At 67.4% G+C, this 25,078-nt stretch carries 10 protein-coding genes (1 of these 10 cut by a window edge); 3 read left to right on the top strand and 7 right to left on the bottom strand.

The window, feature by feature from the left end; genetic code table 11:
• Nucleotides 1–4,495: the start of a non-ribosomal peptide synthetase gene (locus HWQ56_RS29460; protein WP_176571020.1), read on the bottom strand. 6,698 nt of this gene lie to the left of the window's left edge; the window shows 4,495 of its 11,193 coding nt (coding positions 1–4,495); it begins with the start codon at nt 4,493–4,495; its stop codon lies beyond the left edge, outside the window.
• Nucleotides 4,492–13,938, bottom strand: a complete 9,447-nt coding sequence (locus HWQ56_RS15090; protein WP_176571021.1) for a non-ribosomal peptide synthetase — start codon at nt 13,936–13,938, stop codon at nt 4,492–4,494. The genes HWQ56_RS29460 and HWQ56_RS15090 overlap by 4 nt, the downstream gene beginning before the upstream one ends.
• 317 nt (nt 13,939–14,255) lie before the next feature.
• Between HWQ56_RS15090 and HWQ56_RS15095 the strand changes: the two genes are divergently transcribed.
• On the top strand, nt 14,256–15,023 hold the full coding sequence (locus tag HWQ56_RS15095) for a helix-turn-helix transcriptional regulator (protein ID WP_176571022.1): 768 nt from the start codon (nt 14,256–14,258) through the stop codon (nt 15,021–15,023).
• A gap of 27 nt (nt 15,024–15,050) precedes the next feature.
• A complete protein-coding gene (locus tag HWQ56_RS15100) occupies nt 15,051–16,445 on the top strand; it encodes an efflux transporter outer membrane subunit (RefSeq protein WP_176571023.1) in 1,395 nt (464 codons plus the stop codon).
• Nucleotides 16,446–16,935: 490 nt separating this feature from the next.
• On the opposite strand, the gene HWQ56_RS15105 is transcribed toward HWQ56_RS15100, so the two are convergent.
• Nucleotides 16,936–17,148 carry a hypothetical protein gene (locus tag HWQ56_RS15105; RefSeq protein ID WP_158159202.1) on the bottom strand — a complete coding sequence of 71 codons (213 nt, stop codon included), beginning with the start codon at nt 17,146–17,148 and terminating at the stop codon, nt 16,936–16,938.
• Nucleotides 17,149–17,334: 186 nt separating this feature from the next.
• Between HWQ56_RS15105 and tynA the strand changes: the two genes are divergently transcribed.
• On the top strand, nt 17,335–19,614 hold the full coding sequence (tynA, locus tag HWQ56_RS15110; protein WP_176571024.1) for a primary-amine oxidase: 2,280 nt from the start codon (nt 17,335–17,337) through the stop codon (nt 19,612–19,614).
• A gap of 104 nt (nt 19,615–19,718) precedes the next feature.
• Here tynA and paaX read toward each other — a convergent pair whose 3' ends face one another.
• From paaX to HWQ56_RS15130, 4 genes are all read right to left on the bottom strand, one after another.
• Nucleotides 19,719–20,642, bottom strand: a complete 924-nt coding sequence (gene paaX, locus HWQ56_RS15115) for a phenylacetic acid degradation operon negative regulatory protein PaaX (protein ID WP_158153916.1) — start codon at nt 20,640–20,642, stop codon at nt 19,719–19,721.
• 67 nt (nt 20,643–20,709) lie between these two features.
• Nucleotides 20,710–21,306, bottom strand: coding sequence for a phenylacetic acid degradation protein PaaY (gene paaY / locus HWQ56_RS15120; protein WP_158153917.1), 597 nt, complete (start codon nt 21,304–21,306; stop codon nt 20,710–20,712).
• Nucleotides 21,307–21,537: 231 nt separating this feature from the next.
• Nucleotides 21,538–22,878, bottom strand: coding sequence for a c-type cytochrome (locus tag HWQ56_RS15125; RefSeq protein WP_209008680.1), 1,341 nt, complete (start codon nt 22,876–22,878; stop codon nt 21,538–21,540).
• 11 nt (nt 22,879–22,889) lie between these two features.
• Complete coding sequence (locus tag HWQ56_RS15130; RefSeq protein ID WP_209008681.1) at nt 22,890–25,064, bottom strand: PQQ-dependent dehydrogenase, methanol/ethanol family; 2,175 nt, start codon at nt 25,062–25,064, stop codon at nt 22,890–22,892.
• Nucleotides 25,065–25,078 lie beyond the last annotated feature (14 nt).

Here is a 25,078-nt window from a genome sequence, read left to right on the forward strand (position 1 = left end):
GTGCCAGGCCTTCCAGGGTAAGGCCGTCGAGGTTCAGCACCTGGTCGCCGGTGTCCTGCCAGGCCAGCATGGCCTGGAAAATCGGCGTGTGGGCCAGGCTGCGTTGGGGACGCAGGGCCTCCACCACCTGCTCGAACGGCAGGTCTTGATGGGCCTGGGCGGCCAAGGTGGTGGTCTTGACCTGTTGCAACAAGGCTTCGACGCTGAGGGTGCTGGCCACGTCCACGCGAATGGCCAGGGTGTTGACGAACAAACCGATCAGGTCCTGCACTTCGGCCCGCAGGCGGTTGGCCACCGGCGTGCCGATCACGACGTCGTCCTGGCCGGACAAGCGACTGAGCACGGTGGCCCAGGCAGCCAACACGGTCATGAACAGCGTGGTGCCCTGGCGCTGGCTCAGGGCCTTGAGGCTGGCGGTGAGCGACGCGTCCAGGCTCAGCTCCAGGCGCTGGCCGCGGTAGTCCTGCTCGGCCGGGCGTGGGCGGTCGGTGGGTAAGGCCAGCAGCGCCGGCGCGCCAGCCAGTGCCTGCTGCCAGTACTGGGTCTGTTGCTGCAGCACCGCGCCGCTCAACCAGCCGCGCTGCCACACGGCGTAGTCGGCGTAGTGCACAGCCAGTGCCGGCAAGGGGTCCGGGGCGCCTTGGCGGAACGCCTGGTACAGCACGCCGAGCTCGCGCGTCAGCACCGCCGCCGACCAGCCATCGGCGATGATATGGTGCAGGGTCAACAGCAGCACATGGTCTTGCTCGCCCAGGCGCACCAGGCAGCCACGCACCAGCGGGCCCTGGCTCAAGTCGAAGGGTTCGGCCGCCTCACGGGCGACGATAGCCGCCAGGGCGTCTTCGTCGCGCGCCTGCCGGGTCACCAGGTGCAAGCCACTGCCAGGGGCGGCGATGTGCTGCAATGGCGCCTGCTGATCGGCTTGCACGAAGGTGGTGCGCAGCGATTCGTGGCGGGTGACCAGGCGGTCGAGTGCCTGTTTGAGGGCCTCGCCGTCCAGGTGCCCGCGCAGGCGCACGCCGGCAGGGATATGGTAGGCACTGCTGCCGCCTTCCAATTGGGCGAGGAACCACAAGCGCTGCTGAGCGAAGGACAAGGGCAGTGGTTGGTCTCGCCGGGTGGCCACGATCGGCGGCTGCTGGCTAACACCCGCCTGGGCGAGCACCTGGGCCAGGCCGGCCAGTTCCGGCTCGGCGAACAGCGCGCCCAGGCTCAGTTCGATGCCCAGGCGTTCGCGCACCTGCGCCACCATGCGCATGGCCAGCAACGAATGCCCACCCAGGTCGAAGAAGCGGTCGTGGCGGCCGACGTGCGGCACCTGCAACAGGTCAGCCCACAGCGCCGCCAGGGCGGTTTCCAGCTCACCCTCGGGCGCCTGGTATTCACCGCTGTGCAGCGCATCGCGGTCGGGCAGCGGCAAGGCGCGGCGGTCGACCTTGCCGTTGGCGGTCAGTGGCCAGGCAGCCACCTGCACCAGGGCGCTGGGCACCATGTAGGCCGGCAGCCGCGCCTGCAAGGCGGCGCGCACGGCGTCCACCGTTACCCCGGTGGCGGTGGCACGCTGGCTGTAATAGCCGACCAGTCGCGGCTGGCCGGGTTGGTCTTCACGGGCCAGCACCAGGGCCTCTTCGACACCGGGCACCTGGCTGAACTGGGCTTCGATCTCGCCCAGTTCGATGCGCACCCCGCGAATCTTCACCTGGTCGTCGTTGCGGCCCAGGTACTCCAGGGTGCCGTCGGCGTTCCAGCGTGCCAGGTCACCGGTGCGGTACATGCGTGCGCCGGGGGCCTGGCTGAAGGGGTCGCGCACAAAGCGCTCGGCCGTCAGGTCCGCGCGGTTGAGGTAACCCCTGGCCACCCCCGCGCCGCCCACGTAGAGCTCGCCGGTGATGCCGAACGGCACCAGCTGCTGGCCGGCGTCCAGCAGGTAGGCATGGGTGTTGGTGATCGGCCGGCCAATATCCAGCGCGCCACCGGGCAGCAACTGGCCCGACGTGGCGACCACCGTGGCTTCGGTGGGGCCGTAGTTGTTGATGACCGCGAAGCCCGGGTCGCGATTGAACTGACGCAGGCGGTCGCCACCAATCAGCAGGGTGCGCAGGGTGGGATGGCGCAGGTCACGGCTGAACGCGTACTCGGCGACCGGGGTGGGCAGAAAGGCCACCTGCAACGGTTGCGCCTGCCACCAGTCGAGCAAGGCGTCGAGCTGCTCATTGCTTACCTCGGCGGGTGGCAGGTGCAACGTCGCCCCGGCGCACAGCGCCGGCCAGACTTCCCAGGCCATGGCGTCGAAACCGAAACCGGCGACGCTGGCGGTGTGGCTGCCGGCCTGCAGGTCAAATGCCTGGCAATGCCAGTCCACCAGGTTGTTGAGGGTGTGGTGTTCGACCATCACGCCCTTGGGCTGGCCAGTGGAACCCGAGGTGTAGATCACGTAGGCCAGGTGCGTGGGGGTGAGGCCCGGCACCTGGGGGTTGTGCGGTTGCTCGGGCCAGGACGGCACATCCAGCGCCAGCACCGGCACGCCCCCTTCCGGCAGGCGCTCACGCAGGACCTGCTGGGTGAGCACCGCGCTGGGCTGGCTGTCTTCCAGCAGGTAGCGCAGGCGCTCGTCAGGGTGCGCCGGGTCCACGGGGACGTACCCGGCGCCCGCCTTGAGCACCGCCAGCAGGCCAACCAGGGTGTCCAGGCCGCGCCGGGCTACCACGGCCACGCGGTCGTCCGGCCGCACGCCCAGGGTGATCAGATGATGGGCCAGGCTATTGGCCCGGGCATTCAGGGCCTGGTAGCTGAGGGCCTGGTCGCCGGCCTGCGCGGCGATGGCGTGGGGGTGCAGCGCAGCGTGCGCTTCGATCCGCTGGTGCACGACATAGGGGCTGGCAGGCGCGCTGTGCTGAGCATTGAAGCTGCGCAGCAATTGCGTACGCTCGCCCGCCGGCAGAATCGGCAATTGCGCCACGGCCGTGTGTAGCGCCTGCTCCAGGGCCTCGATCAATTGCGCCATGGCGCACTCCAGGTAACCGCATACCCGTTGCGGGTCGATGCCCGCGCCGGCCTGGGCGGTCAGCCCGAACGCATCCCCCAGGTCGTCGACGCTCATCACCAGCGGGTAGTTGCTGCGCTCCTGGGCGTGCAGCACGTCGATGCCTTCCCAGGTTTCGCCGCCAGCCTGCACACCCGCGCTGTGACGATAGTTCAGCAAGGCGTTGAACAAAGGCGTGGGCGCGGCCACGCCACTGCAGCGCTGGGCCAGTGCCAGGGGCGCGTGCTCGTGGCGCATGAGTGCGGTCAGGCGCTGGTGGGTGGCGATGACCGCGCCGCGCACGTCCCGGCCGTCCAGGTCCAGGCGCAACGGCAGGGTATTGATGAAGATACCCAAGGCCCGTTCAGTGGCCTCGGCCCCCAGCAGGCGGCCCATCAGCACGGTGCCGAACACCACCCGCTGGCGGCCGGTCAGGCCGGCCAGTACCCGCGCCCAGCCCAGGTGGAACAGGCTGGCGACGCTGACGCCCAGGCTGCGCGCCTGGGCCCGCAGGCGCCTGCCCAACACCAGGTCCAGGCCCAGGCTGTGCTCGCCGATGCTCTCGCCGTCACCGCTCAGGTCCTGGCGGTCGTAGGCCAGGGTAGGTTCATCGAGGTCGCCCAGCATCTCGCCAAAAAAGGCTTCATGCTCCTGTTCGCTGACGCCCAGCAAGGCCTGCGCCACGTAGTTGCGAAACGGCACGGGCGTGCCCAGGCGCTCACCTTCGCCTTGCAGGCACGCCTGGATTTCCTGGCGCACCACCTCCAGGGCGCTGTGGTCCATGGCGATGTGGTGAAACAACAGTGTGGCCTTGACGTCTGGCCCTTCCACGGCGTTGCCGTGCACCAGGCGCAACAGCGGCGCCTGGCCCAGGTCCAGGCGCGCGCCGGTGGCCACGGGCCCCACCTGCAGTTCTGCGTGGCGCCATACCACCTGCACCGGCGTGGCCAGGCCTTGCCAGTGCACCGAGGTGCGCAGGATATCGTGGCGCGCGATCACCTGGCGCAAGGCCTGAGCGAAGGCGTCCAGGCGGCCGCGGTCGGCGAAGGCGAACTGCACCTGCATCACATAGGGGTCGACGTCGGCGGCGCTGACGTGGTGGTAAAGAATGCCCTGTTGCAACGGCGCCAGGGGGTAGATGTCCTGAACGTTGGCGGCCCCACCGGGCACCGATTCGACCAGACGGTCTATAACGCCCTGCTCAAGGCTGACCAGGCTCAGCATGGCGGGTGTGATGCGCGTGCAGCCTGCAGCGATGCCATTGGCCGGTACCGGCACCGGGCCGCGCTGGGCGGGTTGGTAGGCGCCTTGCTCGATCAGCGCGATCAGCGCCGGCTTGTGTTCGCGCAGGTGGTCCACCAGGCCGTGTTCGCCGAGGGCGCGGCGGTTACCCTGCACCACCAGCTGGCCGTCCTTGACCGTCAGCTGGATGTCGTTGGCCTTCAATGTCGCCAAGAGTTCGTTGATGCTCACAGGATAATCTCCATGCTCTCTGTGATGGCTGCGTAGGCAGCCAGCGTGGGGTGTTCGAACAGGGCGCGGACATCCGCTTCCACGCCTTCCTGGCGCAGACGCGCGGTCAGGCTGACCGCCAGCAGCGAATGGCCGCCCAGTTCGAAGAAATTGTCGTGCCGCCCTACCCGCTCCAGCCCCAGCAACTCGGCCCAGAGGCGAGCCAGCAGGATTTCGGTGTCGCCCTCGGGGGCGGCATACGGGCGCACCAGGCCGGCGTCGGCGCCTGGCGCTGGCAAGGCGTTGCGGTCGAGCTTGCCGTTGGGGCTCAGGGGCAAGGCCGGCAGGTGAACGTAGAGCGCCGGTACCATGTAGTCGGGCAACTGCGCCGCCAGAGCCTGGCGCAGCAGGTCCACGGCCACTGGCGCACCGGTGTAGTACGCCACCAGGCGCGCGCCACCGGGCTGGTCGTCACGGGCCATGACCACCGCCTGGTCGATACCGGGCTGGTTTTCCAGGCACGCCTGGATGTCGCCGGGCTCGATGCGCAGGCCATTGACCTTGATCTGGTCGTCGTTGCGGCCCATGAACTCCAACAGGCCATCGTCGCGCTGGCGCACCAGGTCGCCACTGCGGTACAAGCGCTCGCCCGGGTTGAAGGGGCTGGCGATGAACCGTTCAGCCTGCGCCTGGGGCAAGTGCCGATAACCCCGGGCGACCCCGGCGCCGCCGATGTGCAGGTGGCCCACCACGCCCAGCGGCACGGGCTGGTCATCGCTGCCCAGCACGTACAGCTGGGTATTGCTGACAGGCCGGCCGATCGGCAGTGTGCCTGGGGGTATCGGTTGCCCGGGCTCCAGGGTCCAGGCGCTGCAATCCACCGTGGTTTCGGTAGGGCCGTAGACGTTGTGCAGGCGCACGCCCGGCAGACGCTGGCGCAACTGCGTGGCCAGCGCCGGGGTCAATTCGCCGCCACCGCAAACGATGTCGGTGAGGCTGGTGCAGGCCGCGCTGACCGCCTGCTCGAGGAACTGTTGCAGCAGCACCGGGACGAACTGCACCACGCTGACCCGGTGCTCTTGGATAAGACGCGCCAGGTAGCCCGGGTCGCGCTGGCCGTCAGGCCTGGCCAGGACCAGGGGCAGCCCACTGCACAAGGGCCAGAACAGCTCCCACACCGAAGCGTCGAAGCTCAACGGGGTTTTGTGCAGCACCGGCCCGCAGGTGCACAGGCTCGCCGCCCAGTGCACCAGGTTGACCACGTTGCGGTGCTCGACCATCACCCCTTTAGGCGTGCCCGTGGAGCCTGAGGTGTAGATCACGTACGCCAGATGCCTGGCCGTGAGGCCCTCGACCGATGGGTTGGCGCCAGGCAGCGCACGCCCGTCCCACTCGCCCAGGTCCACCTGGGGCACGCCGACCTCGCCCAGCAGGTCACGGGTACCGGCCTGCACCAGCAGCACCACGGGGGCACTGTCGTTGAACATGCCGCGCAGGCGCTCGGTCGGGTAGCCAGGGTCCAGGGGCACATAGGCGCCGCCCGCCTTGAGAATGGCCAGCAGCCCCACGACCATGGGCAGGCCTCGCTCGACGCAGATCGCCACCCGCTCATCCGGCTTTACCCCCAGGCCGATCAAGTGGTGGGCGAGGCGATTGGCCTGCTCATTCAGTTGCCGGTAACTCAGCGCGCCCGCCTCGTCACGCACGGCCATGGCCTGGGGCGTCGCCGCGGCCTGGGCTTCGAACAGGCCATGCAGGGTTTGCTGGCGATCATGCTCGGTGGCGGTAGCATTGAACGCGTGCAGCACTTGCCAGCGTTCGTCGGCCGGTAGCACGGGCACCTGCAGCACGGGCTGGTCGGGGTGGCCGTCGACGGCGTCGGCCACGCCCTGGAGCACGTGCACCACGTAATGGCCGATCCGCTGTGCGCCGATGTCGCTCGGCACCATCACGCTCAAGCGCAAGGCGTCACCCAGGTCGTCGACATTCAGGCTCAGCGGGTAATTGCTGAGCTTTTCGCCGGGCAGGATCTGCAAGCCTTCCCAGGCCCCTTCGCGGGCGTCCTGGCGCGCCTGGGCCGCCGCGTGGCGGTAATTGAGGATGGCACTGAACAGCGGCAGCGGCGCCGGTACCCCACTGCAACGCTGGGCCTGGGCCAGGGAGGCGTGTTCATGGGCCATCAGCGCCGCCAGGCGCTGGTGCGTGGCCTGGGCTGCGTCGCGCACGCCGACACCGGCCAGCTCCACGCGCAAGGGTAACGTGTTGATGAACATGCCCAGGCCGCGATCGGCCCCGGCACCGCCTTGCAGGCGCCCCAGCAACACCGTGCCGAACACCACCCGCGCCTGGCCGGTGGCAGCGGCCAGCACCCGGCCCCAGGCCAGGTGGAACAGGCTGGCGACGCTCACGCCCAGTTGCCGCGCCTGGCTGCGCAGGCGTCCGGCCAGCGCGTCGGGCAGCGCCAGGCGGGCCTCTTCCAGCGCCGCGCCGTCACCTTGCACATCACGCAGGCCGAAGGCCAGGGTAGGCTCGTCGATATCGCCCAGTTGCGCACGGAAGAACGCCTCGTGCTCGGCTTCGCTGACACCCAGGCGCGCCTGGGCCACATAGTTGCGGTAGGGCACGGGCGGTGGCGCGCTGTCTGGCCCCCCCTGGAGAATCCCCAGCAGTTCCTCGCGCACCACGTCCAGGGCGGTGGCATCCAGGACGATATGGTGGAACAGCAGGGTCGCCGACAGGCTGTCTCGCCCCGGCTCACGCCGGTACACCAGGCGCAGCAGCGGCGCCTGGCTCAGGTCCAGGCGTTGTGGGACGGCGGTGCAATGCTCCACCACCAGCGGCGCGTTGCGCCATACCACCTGCTGTGGGGTCTGCAACCCTTGCCAGGCTATCGCGGTGCGCAGGCTGTCATGGCGGTCGATCACCTGTTGCAGGGCGGCGGTTACTGCCTGCAGGCGCTGCGGGCTGTCAAAACGCAGGTGCAGTCGCAGCAAATAAGGGTCATGCTCCCCGGCGGTGAGGTAGTGGTAGAGAATGCCTTCCTGCAAGGGCGCCAGGGGGTAGATTTCCTGGACGTTGGCGGCGCCACCGGGCACCGCGGCGACGATACCGTCAATGGCCGGCTGGTCCAGCCTGGCCAGGCTCAACAGCTCAGGGGTGATACGCGTGCAGCCGGCCGGCACACGGTTGGCCGGCACCTGCACTTCCCGGCCCGTGCCCACCGCCGCGGCCAGCGCGGCCACGGTGGGCTGGCCGAGCAGCACCCGCACATCGGCGCTCAGCCCGGCGTTGCGCAAGCGCTCCACCAGGCTCACGGCCAGCAGCGAATGCCCGCCCAGTTCGAAGAAATTGTCGTGCCGCCCTACTCGCTCCAGCCCCAGCACCTGCGCCCAGATAGCGGCCATGGCCTGCTCCACCGTGCCCTGCGGGGCCTCGAAGGGCCGGCTGGCCAGCGTCGCCGGGTCGGGATCGGGCAACGCCCGGCGGTCGAGCTTGCCGTGCGCGGTCAGCGGCAAGGCGACCAGCGGCGTGAACGCCAGCGGGACCATGTAGGCAGGCAAACGCGTGCCCAGGCTGTCGCGCAAGGCCTGCACGCTGACCGGCGCACTGGCGGTGAACCAGGCCAGCAGGCGTTCGCCGCGCACCAGCACCACGGCGTCCTGCACCCCGGGTTGGCTGGCCAGCGCCACCTCGATCTCACCCAGTTCGATGCGCATGCCCCGCACCTTCACCTGGTCGTCGTTGCGCCCCAGGTAGTCCAGGGTGCCATTGGCGTTCCAGCGCACCAGGTCGCCGCTGCGATACAGGCGCGCCTGCGGGTCAGTGCTGAACGGGTCGGCGACAAAACGTTCTTCGGTCAGCTGTGGGCGGTTCAGGTAGCCCCGGGCAACCCCGGCGCCACCAATGTACAGCTCGCCCGGCACGCCCACCGGGACCAGTTGGCCCTGGGGGTCCAATACGTACAGGTGGGTGTTGGCGATGGCCGCGCCGATGTCCAACGCCCCGCCCGGGCGGACCGGCCCGGACGTGGCGACCACGGTGGTCTCGGTGGGGCCGTAGTTGTTGACCACGGTGTAGCCGGGGTCGCGGTCGAAATGGCGCAGGCGGTCCCCGCCGATCAGCAGGGTGCGCAGGGTCGGGTGCTGGTGCGCCCGGCCGAAGGCCTGCTCGGCCACGGGCGTGGGCAAAAAGCTCACGGCCAGCGGCTGGTCCAGCCACCAGTCGAGCAACTCATCTACATGTTCGTTGCCGATTTCGGCCGGCGGCAGATGCAACACGGCGCCGGCGCACAAGGCCGGCCAGACTTCCCAGGCCATGGCGTCGAAACCAAAGCCAGCGACACTGCTGGTGTGGCTGCCGGCCCCCAGGTCAAAGGCCTGGCAATGCCAGTGCACCAGGTTCGCCAGGGTACCGTGTTCGACCATTACACCCTTTGGCTGGCCCGTGGAACCCGAGGTATAGACCACGTAGGCCAGGTCTCGGTCGTCGATGCCCGGCACCCGCGGGTTGCCATCGGCCTCGGCGTGCCAGGCATCACGGTCCAGGTTGACCTGGCGCACGGTGCCCACCTGGGCGCTGGTGACGGCGTCAGTCATCACCAGGCGCGGGGCGCTGTCCTGCACCAGGTAGGCGATACGCTCGGCCGGGTAGCCAGGGTCGATAGGCACGTAGGCCGCGCCGGCCTTGAGCACCGCCAGCAGCGCCACTACCCGCCCAGGCCCGCGGTGCAGGCACAGCGCGACCCGGTCCCGGGGCTGGATGCCCAGGCCGATCAGGTGGTGGGCCAGGCGGTTGGCCTGCTGGTTCAAGGCCCCGTAGGTGAGTACTTTGGCGCCTTGCACCACGGCCGCGGCCTGCGGCGTACGCTCCACCTGGGCCTGCACCAAGGCATGCACCGTGTGCCCCCGCGGATAGGCTTGCGCCGTGGCATTGAAGGTATGCACCAGCTGATGGCGTTCCTCGCTGGACAGCATCGGCAAGTCGCCCGCAGTGGCGCCAGCGCCCTGTTCCAGGGCCTGCACCAGTTGCGCCAGGGTGGTGTGCACCCAGGCGGCAATACGTTCGGCCCCCATGCCCGGGGCGGCCAGTACCTGCAGGTCGAAGCCGGCGCCCAGGTCGTCGACACTGAGGGTCAGGGGGTAGTTGCTGCGCACATCGCCCCCCAGTACCCGCACCCCTTGCCACTGCGCCGCCTGTACCTTGGCGCTGTGACGGTAATTGAGCAAGGCACTGAACAATGGCGTGCCCGCCGGTACGCCGCTGCAGCGCTGGGCCAGGGCCAGCGACGCCTGTTCATGGGCCAGCAGCGCCGTGAGGCGGGCGTGCACTGCCTTGACCGCTTCACGCACACCCAGGCCGGTATCCACCCGTAGCGGCAAGGTGTTGATGAACACCCCCAGCGCCTGGTCCGCGCCTTCGCCACCGTGCAGGCGCCCCAGCAACACGGTGCCGAAGACCAGGTCGCGGCGCCCGGCCAGCACCGCCAGTACCCGGGCCCAGGCCAGGTGCATCAGGCTGGCGGCGCTGACGCCCAGGTGCCGGGCCTGTTCACGCAGGCGCAAGGCCAGGTCGGCCTCCAGGGCCCGGCGCGCGTGTTCGATGTCGCGGCCTTCATCGCGCACGTCCTGCTGGCCAAGGGGCAGCGTCGGCTCGTCGATGTCGCCCAGTTGCTCGCGGAAAAAGACTTCGTGGCTGGCCTCATCGGCGCCCAGGCGTACCTGCGCCACGTAATGCCGGTAAGGCACGGACGCTGGCAGCGGCGGTGGGCTGGGCTGCAGCAACACCTGCATTTCGCGGCTCACCAGTTCCATGGCGGTGTTGTCCAGCACCAGGTGGTGGAACAGCAGCACGGCCGCCACCTGGCCGTTGGCCGGGTCGTCAGCGTGGAGCAGGCGCATCAGGGGCGCCTGGGTCAGGTCAAGGCGGTGGTGACGGGCATCGAAACGCTGTTGCAGGCGTTCCAGCACGGCACCGTCCCCGGCGCTGACGTCCACGGCCTGCACGGCCAGCGGTGCGTGCCGCCACACGACCTGCTGCGGGCTGGCCAGGCCCTGCCAGGCGAAGGCGGTGCGCAGGATGTCGTGGCGGTCGATGACCTGTTGCAACGCGGCCGCCCAGGCGCGCAGCCGCGCCGGGCTGTCGAAGGCCAGGCGCCATTGCAGCAGGTACGGGTCGCCCTCATCGGCACTCAGGTGGTGGTAGAGAATGCCCTCCTGCAGCGGCGCCAGGGGGTAGATTTCCTGCACGTTGGCCGCGCCACCCTGTACCGAGGCCACCACCCGGTCGATGGCCGCCTGGTCAAGCGTGGTCAGGCTCAACAGCGCCGGGGTGATGTGCGTGCACCCCGCGGGTACGCGGTTGGCCGGCACCTCCACACGCTCGTCACACTCGCCGACCGCCGCCAGGGCCGCCACCGTCGGTTGGCCCAGCAGCACTTGAACATCCGCGGCCAGGCCCGCCTTGCGCAACTGCGCCACCAGGTTGACTGCCAGCAGCGAGTGGCCGCCCAGCTCGAAGAAATTGTCGTGGCGCCCTACCCGCTCCACGCCCAGCACCTGCGCCCAGATCGCCGCCATGGCGACTTCCGTCGCGCCTTGGGGCGCTTCGTAGGCAGGGCTGGCCAGATCAGAAGGGTCCGGGTCGGGCAGACGTCGGCGGTCAAGCTTGCCGTTGGCGGTCAGGGGCAACGCCACCAGCCGGGTGAACGCCCGGGGTACCATGTAGGCCGGCAGCCGCGCGCGCAGGGCTTCACGCAAGGCCCCGGCAGACACCGGCGATTGCTCGGTGTACCAGGCCAGCACATGCTGGTCGCGCACCATCACCACGGCTTCCTTGATCCCGGGCTGGGCCGCCAGCACCGACTCGATCTCGCCCAGTTCGATGCGCACGCCGCGAATCTTCACCTGGTCGTCATTGCGCCCCAGGTAGTCCAGCGTGCCGTCAGGGTTCCAGCGCACCAGGTCGCCGCTTCGGTACAGGCGGGCCTGGGGGTGGGGGCTGAAGGGGTCGGCGACGAAGCGCTCTTCGGTGAGCTGGGCACGGTTCAGGTAGCCACGGGCCACGCCCGCACCGCCGATGTACAGCTCACCCGCGACACCGGGCGGTACCGGCTGCAAGTGAGCGTCGAGCACGTGCACCTGGGTGTTGGCGATCGGCCCACCGATGTGCAAGGTACCGGCCGCGTGCACCGGGCCCGAGGTGGCGACCACCGTGGCCTCAGTAGGGCCATAATTGTTGACCACGGTATAACGCCGGTCATGGGCGAACTGACGCAGGCGGTCGCCGCCGATCAGCAGGGTGCGCAGGGTCGGGTGCTCCCAGGGCTGGCTGAAGGCATATTCGGCCACGGGGGTGGACAAGAAGCTGACGTCCAGGGGCTGCTCGCGCCACCACTGCAACAGCGCGTCGAGGTCCTCGCCGCCCTCCGGGTTGGGTGCCAGGTGCAACGTGGCACCGGCGCACAGGGCCGGCCACACCTCCCAGGCCATGGCGTCGAAACCGAAACCGGCCAGGCACGACATGTGCGCCCCCGCTGCCACGCAGAAAGCCTGGCAATGCCAGTCCACCAGGTTGGCGAGCGTGTGATGCTCCACCATCACCCCCTTGGGCTGCCCGGTGCTGCCGGAGGTATAGATCACGTACACCAGGGTGTCGCGGTCAAGGCCCGCCACCTTGGGGTTGGTGTCGAGGCCTTGTCGCCATTGGCCATGGTCCAGCTCGATCAGCGGCACCGTGACAGGCGGCAGCCGCTCGGCCAGCGCTGCCTGGGTCAGCACCGCCACCGGCCCACTGTCCTGCAGCAGGTACGCCAGGCGCTCGTGGGGCTGCGCCGGGTCGATGGGCACATAGGCCGCGCCGGCCTTCAGCACCGCGAGCAGGCCCACCAATGTCTCGAGGCCGCGACGGGCCACCACGGCAATGCGGTCTTCGGGCCCGACGCCCAGGGCAATCAAGTGCTGCGCCAGGCCGTTGGCACGTCGGTTCAATTCGCCGTAGGACAGGCTTGCACCGTGGTGCCATGCGGCCACGGCGTCGGGGTGCGCCGCGGCCTGGGCCTCGATGCGCCGGTGGATCACCGGCGCATCGGCGAACGCCACGCCGCTGGCGTTCCAGTGCGCCAGCGCCTGCTGCTCGTTGGCGGTCAGCAACTGGAAGTCCGCCCCCCGCGCGCTCGGGCGCTCCAGGCCCTGCTCCAGGATATGCACCAGGCGTTCGGCCAGGGCCTGGGCTTCAGCGCTGTCGAACCAGGCCCGATGGTGCACCAGGTGCAGCCAGGCCTTGTCGTTGTAACGGTTGCTGCGCAGGTGGATGGCCAGCGGGATGGTTTCGTGGCCATTGGAGACCTTGACCGTGTGGGCCAGGGCAGCCCCGTAGCGGTAGTCGTGGTCATCCTGTTCATAGGACACCGACACGTCGAACAATTGCCCACGTGCTTCGCCGCCCAGGCCGAGGGTCTGGTTGAGTTCATTGAGCGCGAGGCGCTGGTGACGGAAATCACGCTTGAGGGTATCGCGTACCGCGCCGATCAGTTGCTCGAAACTCAGGTCGTCGGCGAAGCCCAGCCGCACCGCGCTGACCTGGGCGAAATGCCCCAGGGTGGTCTTGAAGCGCGCGCCGCCGCGGTTGAGCAAGGGCAGGCCGACCACCCATTCGTGGCGTTGGGCGGTACGGGTGAAGTACACGTGCAGGGCTGCCAACAGCACATGGAACGCCGACGCACCGCAGCGCTCGGCAAACTGCTGCATGCGCACGTGCAAGGCCGCAGGAAAAGCCTGCACGCAACTGTGCGAGGGGGCGGGGTCAGTGGCGCGGCGGTGATGGTGCCGCGGCGCCAGCAGGGGCTCGGGCAAATCCCGGTATTTGTCCAGCCAATAGGCGTGGTCGCGGGCATGGCGGGCTGAGCCATGGTAGCGGCGGTCATCGGCAATGAACTCGGCGTAGGACGGCGCCGGGCCTGGCGCGGCCGTGTCCTGGGTCAAGGCCGTGTAGTGCTCGCCCAGCGCCTTGAGCATCTGCCCGAAGCCCCAGCCATCGAGAATCAGGTGGTGGGCCTGGGTGGCCAGCCAGTGATGGTCCGGGCCCAGGCAGATCAGGGCGAAACGCCACAACGGCTGGCCTTCGAGCACATAGGGTTGCTGCATCTGCTGCCGGACCAGGGCCAGGGCAGCGTCGGTGGGCGCCGGATGGCCGCGCAGGTCATGGACCGGCAATGGCACCTCCAGCTCGGCCGCGAAGGTCTGCAGCGGCAGGCCATCGTCACCGGCGCCGGGCACCAGAAGGGTGCGCAAGCCGTCATGGCTGGCCACCAGCTGGTGCAAGGCCTGTTGCAGCAAGGCCGGGGCCAAGGGGCCGGTGAGCTCCACATAGCCACCGATATTATACAGCGGCGATTGGCCGTGGCTGATCTGGTCGAGCCAGACATCGCGCTGGGCGGCGGTCAGGGGGAAGACGGCGGCAGCAGTCATGGCGCAAGGTCCTTCTTGGCAGATTGGCTGCGGATTCAACCATCGCCCTCTGAACCTTGTATGTCCCCGAAATCCCGGACAGCTGCCCCATCCTGTGGCATGCAGGGTGCCCCGACCGGCGGCATTACCCTATGTAACCCGGCCGTTACAGCACAGGCGCATCGTTCCAAAGGATGATGGCCATTTGTATTGGTGTCCCGGTTTTCCAGTACAGACGCAAGGTGAAACTCTAGGTTGAATAGCGGTTATCATCAGTTGGCGGGCGCAGACTGCCCGTGGGCCGCTTTTTATCTCGTCAGAATCAAGGAAGATGCACAATGAAACTGACACACAGCCTCAATGGCGCACACGACCATCAACTGTACTTGCACCTGGGTGAGCTGGTGTCCAGCGCCGGTGACAGCGCCTTCGCCGAGCGCATGCTGGCGTTCGTCGACTATCGCGTACCCATTCATGGGCTGGACTTGGGCGAATGGCTGCTCAACAGTTCACAGCGCCGCGTTGACCAGATCAGGTGCCTGGGCACGACCGGCCCGCAACCCTGTATCACCACCCCGGACCATATCCCCCACCCCCTGCTGCAAAGCGTGATGACCATGGACGCCCCGCTGTTGGTTCAACTGCGCACCGTCCCCGGGCGGCCACACCCGCAACGCAGCGCTCACCAGTGCAACGTGGTGTCTTGCCAGGGTGAGCGGCGCTGGGTCACCGGCTTTCATCGCCAGGCCAGCCTGCGGGCATTCTCATTGGCCGAATTGTCATTGCTCAAGAGCCTTTCCGATACCTTGCTGCCGCTGGTGGAGCAGCACGCGCAATTGACCAGTGCCGCAGGCTCCGCCTATGTCGAGCCCGAGGGCAACGGCCTGCAACAGGCATTCAGCGGGCGCCTGGCGCAGGACGCCGTGAGCCTGTCGGCGCGCGAACAGGAGGTGTGCCTGGGGTTGCTGACCGGTATCACCATGGAGCAGATGGCCCAACGTTTGAACGTCAAGCACAGCTCGGTGGAAACCTACCTCAAGCGTGCCACCGCCAAACTGGGGGTCAGCGGCCGGCACGGCCTGGCACGCTGGATGGCCAGCGCCTGACGCTCCTCTTCCGTACGAGACCGCCCAATGCCCAGATACTTCCTCGCCTGGCCAGCCCTGCTGCTGGCCGGTTGTTCGCTGATTCCCGACTACCAGCGCCCCGCCCTGCCCACGCCGGACCAGTACCCAGGCGCCACCGCAGCCCAGACGCGCCTCACACCTGGCGATGACTGGCGCCGGGTGTTCCATGACCCCGCCCTGAGGCAATTGATCGACCAGGCGCTGGCCAACAACCGCGACCTGCGCGTGGCGGCGCTGACGGTACAAAGTTACCGTGCGCAATACCGCATTCAGCGCGCGGCGTTGCTGCCCCAGGTGGACGCCAGTGCCCAGCGCGACCGCGAACGCCTGCCCGCCAGCCTGACCGGCACCGATGCGGCGGCCATTACCGACACCGATTCGGTGAGCCTGGGCGTCAGCGCCTACGAGGTGGACCTGTTCGGCCGCGTGCGCAGCCTGCGCGACCAGGCACTGCTGACCTACCTGGGCAGTGAGGAGGCGCGGCGCAGCGTAGAGTTGAGCCTGATCACCAGCGTGGCCAGTGCCTACCTTACCTGGCGGGCCGACCAGGCGCTGCTCGACCTGGCCGGCCAGACCCTGGCCGCCGACGAACAAAGCCTGCGCCTGACCACCCGCCAGCGCCAGACCGGCACGGTGTCGGCGCTGGACCAGGTGCAGGCGCGCACGCCGGTGTACAGCACCCGCGCCGCCCAGTCCCGGTATCGCCGCCAGGTAGCCGAAGACCTCAACCAGCTGACCGCGCTGGTGGGCGCGCCCTTGGCCGAGCTCCTGCCGGGCCTGGCGCTGAACCAGCCACCGCTGGCCAGCCTGCCGGCCGGGCTGCCCTCGGACCTGCTGCAACGGCGCCCCGACATCCGCCAGGCCGAATACCAGTTGCAGGCTGCCAACGCAGCCATCGGTGCGGCCCGGGCGGCGTTCTTTCCCAGCATCACCCTCACTGCCACCGCAGGTACGTCCAGCAGCGAGTTGTCGGGGTTGTTCCGCGGCGGTTCGGGTTCCTGGGTGTTCGAGCCGCAGTTGAGCGTGCCGATCTTCACCGCTGGCAGCCTGCGCGCCAGCCTGGACTACGCACGCTTGCAGGAAAACGTGCAAGTGGCCAATTACGAGAAGGCCATCCAGGGTGCTTTCCGGGAAGTCGCCGACGGCCTCGCCGCCCGTGCCACCTACCAGCGCCAGCTGCAGGCCCAGCGCGACCTGGTCGCCGCCAACGAGCGCTACTACCGTCTGGCCCAGCATCGTTATCGCAGCGGGCTGGACAGCAACCTGGTATTCCTCGACGCCCAACGGTCACTGTTCACCGCCCAGGAGAGCCTGATCACCGACCAGTTGGCGCAGTGGGTGGCGGAGGTGAACCTGTATGGCGCGCTGGGAGGCGGCTGGCCGGCGCCACCGCAGGGGTGATGCAGGACAAGGCGGTCCAGGCAATCCCAAGCCAAACCAACAAGGCGGTCGAGGCAATGGCACAGACATAACTGGCCCGAAACAGATGTGGGACCGGGGGGGCGCCGAGCCCTTGCCCGGGAAGCGCCGCGCGGGCGGCGCACGATCTCAAGGGCGCAGGAGAAACCCAAGCCATGCACCCAGAGGCCATGATGTGGTCTCAAGCCGGAAAAACAAGACGGACCAGGCAATCCCACAGACATAACTGGCCCGAAACAGATGTGGGACCGGGCTTGCCCGGGAAGCGCCGCGCGGGCGGCGCGCGGTCTCAAGGGCGCTACAACACCATCGACTAGCGCTTGGTGGCCATGATGAGATCTCCAGCGGGTCCCTAAAAACCTGTCATGAAACCGCATCATGGCCTCTAGGTGCATGGCTTGGGTTTCTCCTGCGCCCTTGAGACCGTGCGCCGCCCGCGCGGCGCTTCGCGAGCAAGGGCTCGGCGCCCCCCTCAGGCCAACCATCCCCTCGGTAGCTGGCGGCGGTGCTGCTGCCACTCATGGCAGGCCCACACCCCCGTGGCCAGCAGCGCGCCGACCACGGCCAGGCCCCAGTGGTGGCGCTCGCAGATGCCGCAGAGCACCTGGAGCGTGCCCAGGAAGATTCCGGCGCCCAGAAAGGGCCGGGCGCCACGGGGTGGTGGAGGCGAGTGGTGATCCGTCATGCCGTACTCCTTATTATTGTCTTGCAGGCCCGCCCGACGTTACCACGGGCCATGCGGTTGCCGCATTGCCGATTTGTGCTACTTGCCCCTCATGCACCTGCCCTAGAGTCGAACCGTGCGGGACCGGACCCGCGACGCCCACCGACTGCAGGAAGGAGCCGCCAGTGCTCCGTCGAGGAAACCTTCATGTTCAATGCGCTCACCCGACTCACCCATGTCCCGATGGCCAGGCTGGCCCTGGCTATCTCCCTGAGCCTCCCCTGCTGGCTGCCCCAGGCCAGCGCCCACGGCGGCGCGGCCGAGATGGTACCGCTGCAATCGACCCTGGAAAGCTTCGGCGCCAGCGTCAAGTGGGATGACTACGCCAACGTCTTCGTGATCGCCAAGGACGGCGCCTATATCAAGGTCAAGCCCAACACCCGGGTGGCCATGCTCAACGGCAAGCGCATCGAACTCCAGGTACCGGTGGTGTTCAAGGGCAACACCGCGTACATGTCTCACGACTTCATCAACGACGTGTTCCAGTCGGGCCTGGACAAGACATTCGAGGTGGAGACTCGCCCTCACCCGCTGAACCCCTTGAACGCCGACGAAATCAAGGCCGCCGTGGACGCCATCAAGGCGTCCCCCCACTACCAGGGCAATTTCCGTTTCACCGAGATTTCCCTGCACGAACCGGCCAAGGACCAGGTGTGGCGGTTCGTCTACAGCGGCAACCCGGTCAGCGAGCCGCGCGAAGCCAACGTCGTGGTGCTGGACGGCAAGCACGTGATCGAGAGCACTGTCGACCTCAAGACCCGCCAGGTGCTGTCCTGGAAGCCCATCGTCGGCGCCCACGGCATGGTGCTGCTGGATGATTTCAGCGCCGTGCAGTCGATCATCGAAAGCAGCGGTGAGTACGCCCAGGCCCTGAAAACCCGTGGCATCAATGATGTGAAGAAAGTGGTGACCACGCCGCTGACCGTCGGCTATTTCGATGGCAAGGACGGCCTGGCCCAGGACAAGCGCCTGCTCAAGGTGGTCAGCTACCTGGACGTGGGCGATGGCAATTATTGGGCCCACCCCATCGAAAACCTGGTGGCCGTGGTAGACCTGGAACAGAAAAAGGTCATCAAGATCGAAGACGCCGGGGTCATTCCAGTGCCGATGAAGCCCACCCCCTACGACGGTCGCGGTCGCAAGGCCACCACGGTCAAGCCGCTGGAGATCATCGAGCCCGAGGGCAAGAACTACACCATCAGCGGCAACAGCATCCACTGGCAGAACTGGGACCTGCACCTGCGCCTGGATTCGCGGGTGGGGCCGATCCTCTCCACCGTCACCTACGATGACAAGGGCACCCGGCGCAAGATCATGTACGAAGGCAGCCTGGGCGGCATGATCGTGCCCTACGGTGACCCGGACGTGGGCTGGTACTTCAAGGCTTACCTGGACTCCGGCGACTATGGCATGGGCACCCTCACTTCGCCGATCCAGCGCGGCAAGGACGCGCCGCAGAACGCGGTACTGCTGGACGCCACCATCGCCGACTACACGGGCAAGCCGACGACCATCCCCCACGCCATGGCCATCTTCGAGCGCTACGCGGGGCCTGAGTACAAGCACCAGGAAATGGGCCAGCCGAACCTCAGCACCGAACGCCGCGAACTGGTGATCCGCTGGATCAGCACCGTGGGCAATTACGACTATATCTTCGACTGGGTGTTCCAGCAGAACGGCACCATCGGCATCGACGCAGGCGCCACCGGCATCGAGGCCGTCAAGGGCGTGAAGAGCCAGACCATGCACGACGCCACGGCCAAGGAGGACACGAAATACGGCACGCTGATCGACAACAACATCGTCGGCACCACCCACCAGCACATCTATAACTTCCGCCTGGACATGGACATCGACGGCGAGCACAACACCCTGGTGGAGGTGAACCCGGTGGTGGCCGGCAATGACCGCGGCGGCCCGCGCACCAGCACCATGCAGATCCAGCAGCAGAGGGTCACCACCGAGCAGGGTGCCGCGCAGAAATTCGACCCGGCCACCGTGCGCCTGTTGAGCAACCCCAACAAGGAAAACCGCATGGGCAACCCGGTGTCGTACCAGTTGATTCCTTATGCCGGCGGCACCCACCCGGTGGCCAAGGGCGCCAACTTCGCCAAGGATGAGTGGCTGTACCACCGCCTGAGTTTCATGGACAAGCAGATCTGGGTGACCCGCTACAACCCCGACGAGCGCTACCCGGAAGGCAAATACCCGAACCGCTCCGACCGGGATACCGGGCTAGGCCAGTACACCCAGGACAACCAGTCCATCGACAACACCGACGACGTGGTGTGGCTGACCACCGGCACCACCCACGTGGCCCGCGCCGAGGAATGGCCGATCATGCCGACCGAATGGGTGCACATGCTGCTCAAGCCGTGGAACTTCTTCGATGAAACCCCGACCTTGAACCTCAACACAGCGAAATGAACCTCACAACCGTAGCAGCGGACCTGGCCGCGTCACAGGTGCCGCTTAGTGTCAGGTATACCGCGTGTGCCTTGGACGCGGCCAGGTCCGCTGCTACGTGGTTGTCAGCGCAGCCCGCCGAAGCGGCGGTAGAAGCTTTCCCCCGCTTCCGGCAATGGCCCGTCGGCGGTTTCCATCACGGTGTTCAACCAGGCTTCGGCCGGGGCGCACACCAGCCGGTAGATGTTGCGCGCCAGCTGCCGTGCGGCGCGGCCTTCCCAATCGCCCGGCAGCAGTTCGTCCGGTAACTGCGGGTCACGCAGCAGCAACTTGCGGTATTCATGAATCAGCAGGGTGCGGGCCAGGAAGCTTTCTTCCGGGTCCAGGCTTTCCCGCTCGCGCAAGGCCTGCCACAACGGCCGAAACAACTGGATGAATTCGCTATAGTGGGCGGCGAGCTCCTCGATGTTCCAGCTCTCCTTGACCTGCAGGCGTAACGCCCGGGAGGCCAGCACATCCTGGGCCGTGGTCTCGAAGACAATGGTGTCGTCCAGCGCGCCCAGGTCTGCCAAGGTGGTATTGAGGTCACCCCGTTCAATGCGCGGGCTGGCCAGCACGGTCGGCGCCACCGCACCAAACCCCTGCCATTCCAGTTCCTCGCGCACGGCCTTGCGCAGCGGCGCCGCAAGCTGGGTCAGCAGCACCAGGCACCAGGCACCGTCCCAGGCGGGCTGCGTGGCGCTGTAGACGCGCTTGAAGGCCTTGTCGAAACGGCGGCGGCCGGTGCCGGTCAGGCTGTAGTAACTGCGCCGCCCGACTTTTTCCGCGGTCAGCCAGTTTTCCTTGGTCAGGCGAAAAATCGACGTACGAATCAACCGCTCGTTGATGCCCATCGGCTCCAGCAGGCGAATCAGGCTACCCAGCCAGACCGTGCCACCATGGGGTTCGATGGCATCGCCATAGAGGGTGACGATCAGCGAGCTGGCGCGAATCGGCACCTGCTGCGCGAAGCGCGCGATCAGATGATTGAGGGGGGTAAGCGACGACATGGGCAGCCCGAGCTAGACGAAAAGAAGAAATATACCGACTGCGGCCCTTCACAAGCCACCGCCAGTGTCACAGGGTGCTGCGTTTGGGCTGATGGTCGCTCACGTGCAGGCGTGGCCGGTCGGGCTCGGCGGCCGCCAGTGGTGCACATTCCTGCAGGCCGTGCAGGCAACGCCGGGCCAACGCCTGGTATTCGCGGGTACCGGCTTGCTTCCAGGCCACTTCCTGGTCATCCAGCACGCGCTTCGCACTGGCCGGATTGCCGGTGACCAGCGACTGCGGTGCGCAACTGAAGCCGGCCTTGACGAAGGCCGTGGCCCCCACCAGGCTGCGCGCGCCGATGCGGGCATTGTCCATGACCACCGCGTTCATGCCCACTAGCGCGTCGGCGCCGATGCGGCAGCCGTGCAGCACGGCGCCGTGGCCGATGTGGCCATTGCGCTCCACCACGGTGTCGCTGTCCGGGAAGCCATGCATCACGCAGGTATCCTGCACGTTGGCACCCTCCTCCAGAATGATGCGGCCGAAATCACCGCGCAGGCTGGCCAGGGGGCCAACGTAACAGTGCGCGCCGACGATCACATCACCGATCAGCACGGCCGTCGGGTGTACGTAGGCGCTGGGGTCGACGACAGGTGTCAGGCCGTCAAGGCTGTAACAGGGCATGGGCGTCCTCGGCGATTATTGCATTACAATAAATCTATCATTAATTATTTTTTATGTATCGCTTAAGTTGATGTCGCTCGCCATCTGTTCTGCGGAACTGGCATGTCACCCGTCAAACGGATTGACTTCGATCAGCGCCCGAGCGCTGCACTTGAATATCGCAAGCGCTATCACCGAGGGCTGACGCCCAACCGCAGGCCGTGGTTGGCCCGGTCCCACGGGCCCTGGCCGCTACTCCCTATCGGCCCCATGGGGCTGGATGGAAAACGACCATTGGCTGCCATAAGGCTGCGGCCGCACGGTTTGCCAGCCGATGTCGGGGCGGTCCTTGCCCAGTTCTTCCAACCGCGGCGAACGTGACTGGGCTACCGCCTGGGCCGTGACCAGCGGACTGGCGTCATTGCCCCAGGCCTGGCGCACGTAGTTGCTGATAGCCGCTATTTGCGGATCCGACAGCACGCTGGCATACCCCGGCATGTGCACCGTCGACGGCGCCCAGTGGCTGGGCGGCAGGCTCGCGCCGTCGAGGATGATCTTGAGCAGCGACTGCGGCGCATCATCGATCACCAGGTTATTGCCCGCCAACGCCGGGAACATCCGCGCCACGCCCTGGCCGTCGGCGCCATGGCACAGTGCGCAATGAGCCAGGTAGCCCTGCTCGCCAGGGCTTGCCGCCAGTACACCCACCGGGGCCTCACGTGCCGGTTGCGGGCCGTCGGCAGGCAGGCTCTTGAGGTACCTGGCCACTGCCCGCAGGTCATCGTCATCCAGATACTGGGTGCTCCAGGCGATCACATCGACCATGCCGCCGAACGCCGCGGTGTGCTCGGTGCGGCCGGTCTTGAGGAAGCGCACCAGGTCATCCTCGCTCCAGTCACCCAGCCCGCCCCGCGCGTTGCCGCGCAGGTTGGGGGTGGACCAGCCGTCAATGATCGAGCCCCCGGCCAAATACGCCGCGCCGTCATGCTCGTCCATGGCCTTTTCCTGCAGGGCCAGGCCCCGCTCGGTATGGCACGAGCCGCAATGCCCGGGCCCTTGCACGATATACGCGCCGCGGGCCACCTGGGCGTCAGCGTAACGGTTGGCGTCGAAGGGCGTCGGCGCTGGCGCGTACATCGCCCGCCAGATTCGCAACGGCCAGCGCAGCGACAGCGGCCAGGGCATGTCCACGGGCCGGTTGGGCACGGCCACGGCGGGCACTTCATGCATGAAATAATCGTACAGCGCGGCGATGTCCGCCTCGCTCATGCGCGCATAGGACGGGTACGGCATGGCCGGGTAAAGACTGGTGCCATCCTGGCGCACGCCCTCGGTGACGGCGCGGCGGAAATCGTCCAGGGAATAACCACCGATCCCGGTTTCCCGGTCCGGAGTGATGTTGGTGGAGTACAGCCGCCCCAGCGGCGATTCAATGGCAAGGCCCCCCGCGAACAGCGAACCCTGCACCGCCGTATGGCACGCCGCGCAATCGCCCAGCCTGGCCAGGTAATGACCACGGCTGACCGCGGGTGCCTGCCCCGCCCACACGGTCGGAGCGAGGGTAATGGCGATCCACAGCATCGATGCTTTCATGGCTCCCCCTGTCATTTGAACACCGGGCCGATGTTGTCCGGGGTGCCGTCGGCGTTCTGCCGGGCCTGCACTTCGCGCGCGTAGGTGGCATTGGCGCGCTTGAGCAGGAACTGGCGCACGGCCTCGATCTGCTCGGCGTGCATGGCACCGTCGAAACGGTCCATGCCATAGGCGGTCAGCGCCCCCTGGCCCACCACACGGTAAAACGCATCGCGAGCGGTTATGGCACCGGACCAGCGCAAGTCCGGCAGCACGCCACCCGACTCGCCGTTGTCGCCGTGGCAGGCGGCGCAAAAGGTCATGTAATCCCCGTAGCCCCGCTCGGCCTGGGCGCTGTCGAAGCTGGCCGGTGGCTTGACCGGCAGAAAGCCTTTGTCGTTGAGCGGCGGCAAGGTCTTGTCACCGTCCAGGGCGAACACCACGATCCGCGACTTGTTCACCGTCCAGCCGGCGGTACGGGCGATACCGCCCATCAGCAGCGGGTAGATGCCACCCCAGCCCACCTCCACCGCGATGTACTGCTTGCCGTTCACCGCGTAGCTGATGGGTGGTGCCATGACCGCGCTCTGCAACGAGGCACGAAACAGGTCCTGGCCGGTGCGTGCGTCATAGGCATGGAAGTCACCGGTGGCCAGGCCCTGGAACACCAGCCCGCCGCCCGTGGCCAGCACACCACCGTTCCACGGCCCCTTGTGGTCGACGCGGAACACCTCCTTCTGCGCCACCGGGTCCCAGGCCAGCAACCAGCCCTGCAATGCCTTGGCCGCCTCGGTCTTGACCTTGGGGTCGTCGGGCAGGCCGATCCTGGCCATGTCCAGGCCCAGGTTCAGGCCGACCGAATGCAGTTGGGGGTTGTCGCTGGCCACATAGCCGAAGGGAATCTGCTGGGCCGGGATGTACACCAGGCCTGTCTGCGGGCTGTAGGCCATGGGCTGCCAGTTGTGCCCGCCCAGATCACCGGGCAGGCCGAGCCAGGGCTTGCCGGTCAGCGAGTAGAGGGCGTCGGGCACGGTGTGCGGGCGGCCGCTTTTGGGGTCCAGGCCCGTGGCCCAGTTCACCGGGACATAGGGTTTGCCCGACAGAAACTCGCCGGTGGCGGCATCAATCACATAGAAGAAGCCGTTCTTGGGCGCGTGCAGAATCACGTGACGCGGTTTGCCCGCCACCGGGATGTCGGCGGTGATGATGTGCTGGGTGGAGGTGAAGTCCCATTGGTCCTGGGGCGTTTCCTGGAAGTGCCACACGTACTCGCCGGTTTCCGGGCGCACGGCGACGATGCTGCCCAGGAACAGGTTGTCGCCTACCCCTTCGGAGCGCAGCTTGTAGTTCCACGGCGAACCATTGCCGACGCCGATGTACAGCAGGTCGGTGACCGGGTCGTAGGTCATGGAGTCCCAGACCGTGCCGCCCCCGCCGGACTGGCGCCAGGTGCCATTGGGCCCCCAGGTCTTATAGGCCAGTTCACTCAAGGGCCGGTCGGAAACGGCATGGTCGGGCGTGTTATCAGGGGCAGGTACCGTATAAAAGCGCCACTTGAACGCGCCGGTGTCGGCATCGAAGCCGGAGACAAACCCACGGGCGCCCATCTCGGCGCCACCATTGCCGATCACCACCACGCCCTTGGCCACCCGTGGCGCGGCATCAATGGTGTAGCTTTTCACATTGCCGAGGTGAGCATCGCGCGGGAGGGTGTCGACGCTCCAGGCCAGTGTGCCGGTCTTGGCGTCCAGGGCAATCAGGCGGGCGTCGAAGGTGGCGAAAATGATCTTGCCGTTCCAGTAGGCCGCGCCGCGGTTGACCGTGTCGCAGCAGCCCCGCACGGCCACGTCTCCTGGCACCTTGGGGTCGTACTGCCACAGCAGCTTGCCGGTGGCCGCATCGAACGCCTCGACCTTGCTCCAGTTGGTGGTGGCGTACATCACCCCGTCCACCACCAGCGGCGTGCCTTCCTGGCCGCGGTTGGTGTCCAGGTCGTGATACCAGGCGATCTTCAGGTCCTTGGCAGTGTGGGTGTTGATCTGGTCCAGCGGGCTGAAGCGCTGTTCCGAATAGGTGCGGCCGTGGCTCAACCAGTTTTCCGGATGCTGGTCGGCGTCGATGATTGCCTGGCCGGTGTCAGCCTGGGCGAAGCTCGCCAGCAGGGCCAAGGCCGGCAGGTATCGACTGACTTTTGCTTTCGCAGTCATGTTGTTGTGTCTCA

It is taken from the genome of Pseudomonas eucalypticola (assembly GCF_013374995.1).
GTDB lineage: Bacteria > Pseudomonadota > Gammaproteobacteria > Pseudomonadales > Pseudomonadaceae > Aquipseudomonas > Aquipseudomonas eucalypticola.

Bases quoted from the DNA above. Each gene is read 5' to 3' on its own strand.
- paaY (WP_158153917.1), bottom strand. From the start codon at position 21,306: ATGCCCTGTTACAGCCTTGACGGCCTGACACCTGTCGTCGACCCCAGC.
- HWQ56_RS15130 (WP_209008681.1), bottom strand. From the start codon at position 25,064: ATGACTGCGAAAGCAAAAGTCAGTCGATACCTGCCGGCCTTGGCCCTG.
- HWQ56_RS15105 (WP_158159202.1), bottom strand. From the start codon at position 17,148: ATGACGGATCACCACTCGCCTCCACCACCCCGTGGCGCCCGGCCCTTT.
- paaX (WP_158153916.1), bottom strand. From the start codon at position 20,642: ATGTCGTCGCTTACCCCCCTCAATCATCTGATCGCGCGCTTCGCGCAG.
- HWQ56_RS15090 (WP_176571021.1), bottom strand. From the start codon at position 13,938: ATGACTGCTGCCGCCGTCTTCCCCCTGACCGCCGCCCAGCGCGATGTC.
- HWQ56_RS15100 (WP_176571023.1), top strand. From the start codon at position 15,051: ATGCCCAGATACTTCCTCGCCTGGCCAGCCCTGCTGCTGGCCGGTTGT.
- tynA (WP_176571024.1), top strand. From the start codon at position 17,335: ATGTTCAATGCGCTCACCCGACTCACCCATGTCCCGATGGCCAGGCTG.
- HWQ56_RS15125 (WP_209008680.1), bottom strand. From the start codon at position 22,878: ATGAAAGCATCGATGCTGTGGATCGCCATTACCCTCGCTCCGACCGTG.
- HWQ56_RS15095 (WP_176571022.1), top strand. From the start codon at position 14,256: ATGAAACTGACACACAGCCTCAATGGCGCACACGACCATCAACTGTAC.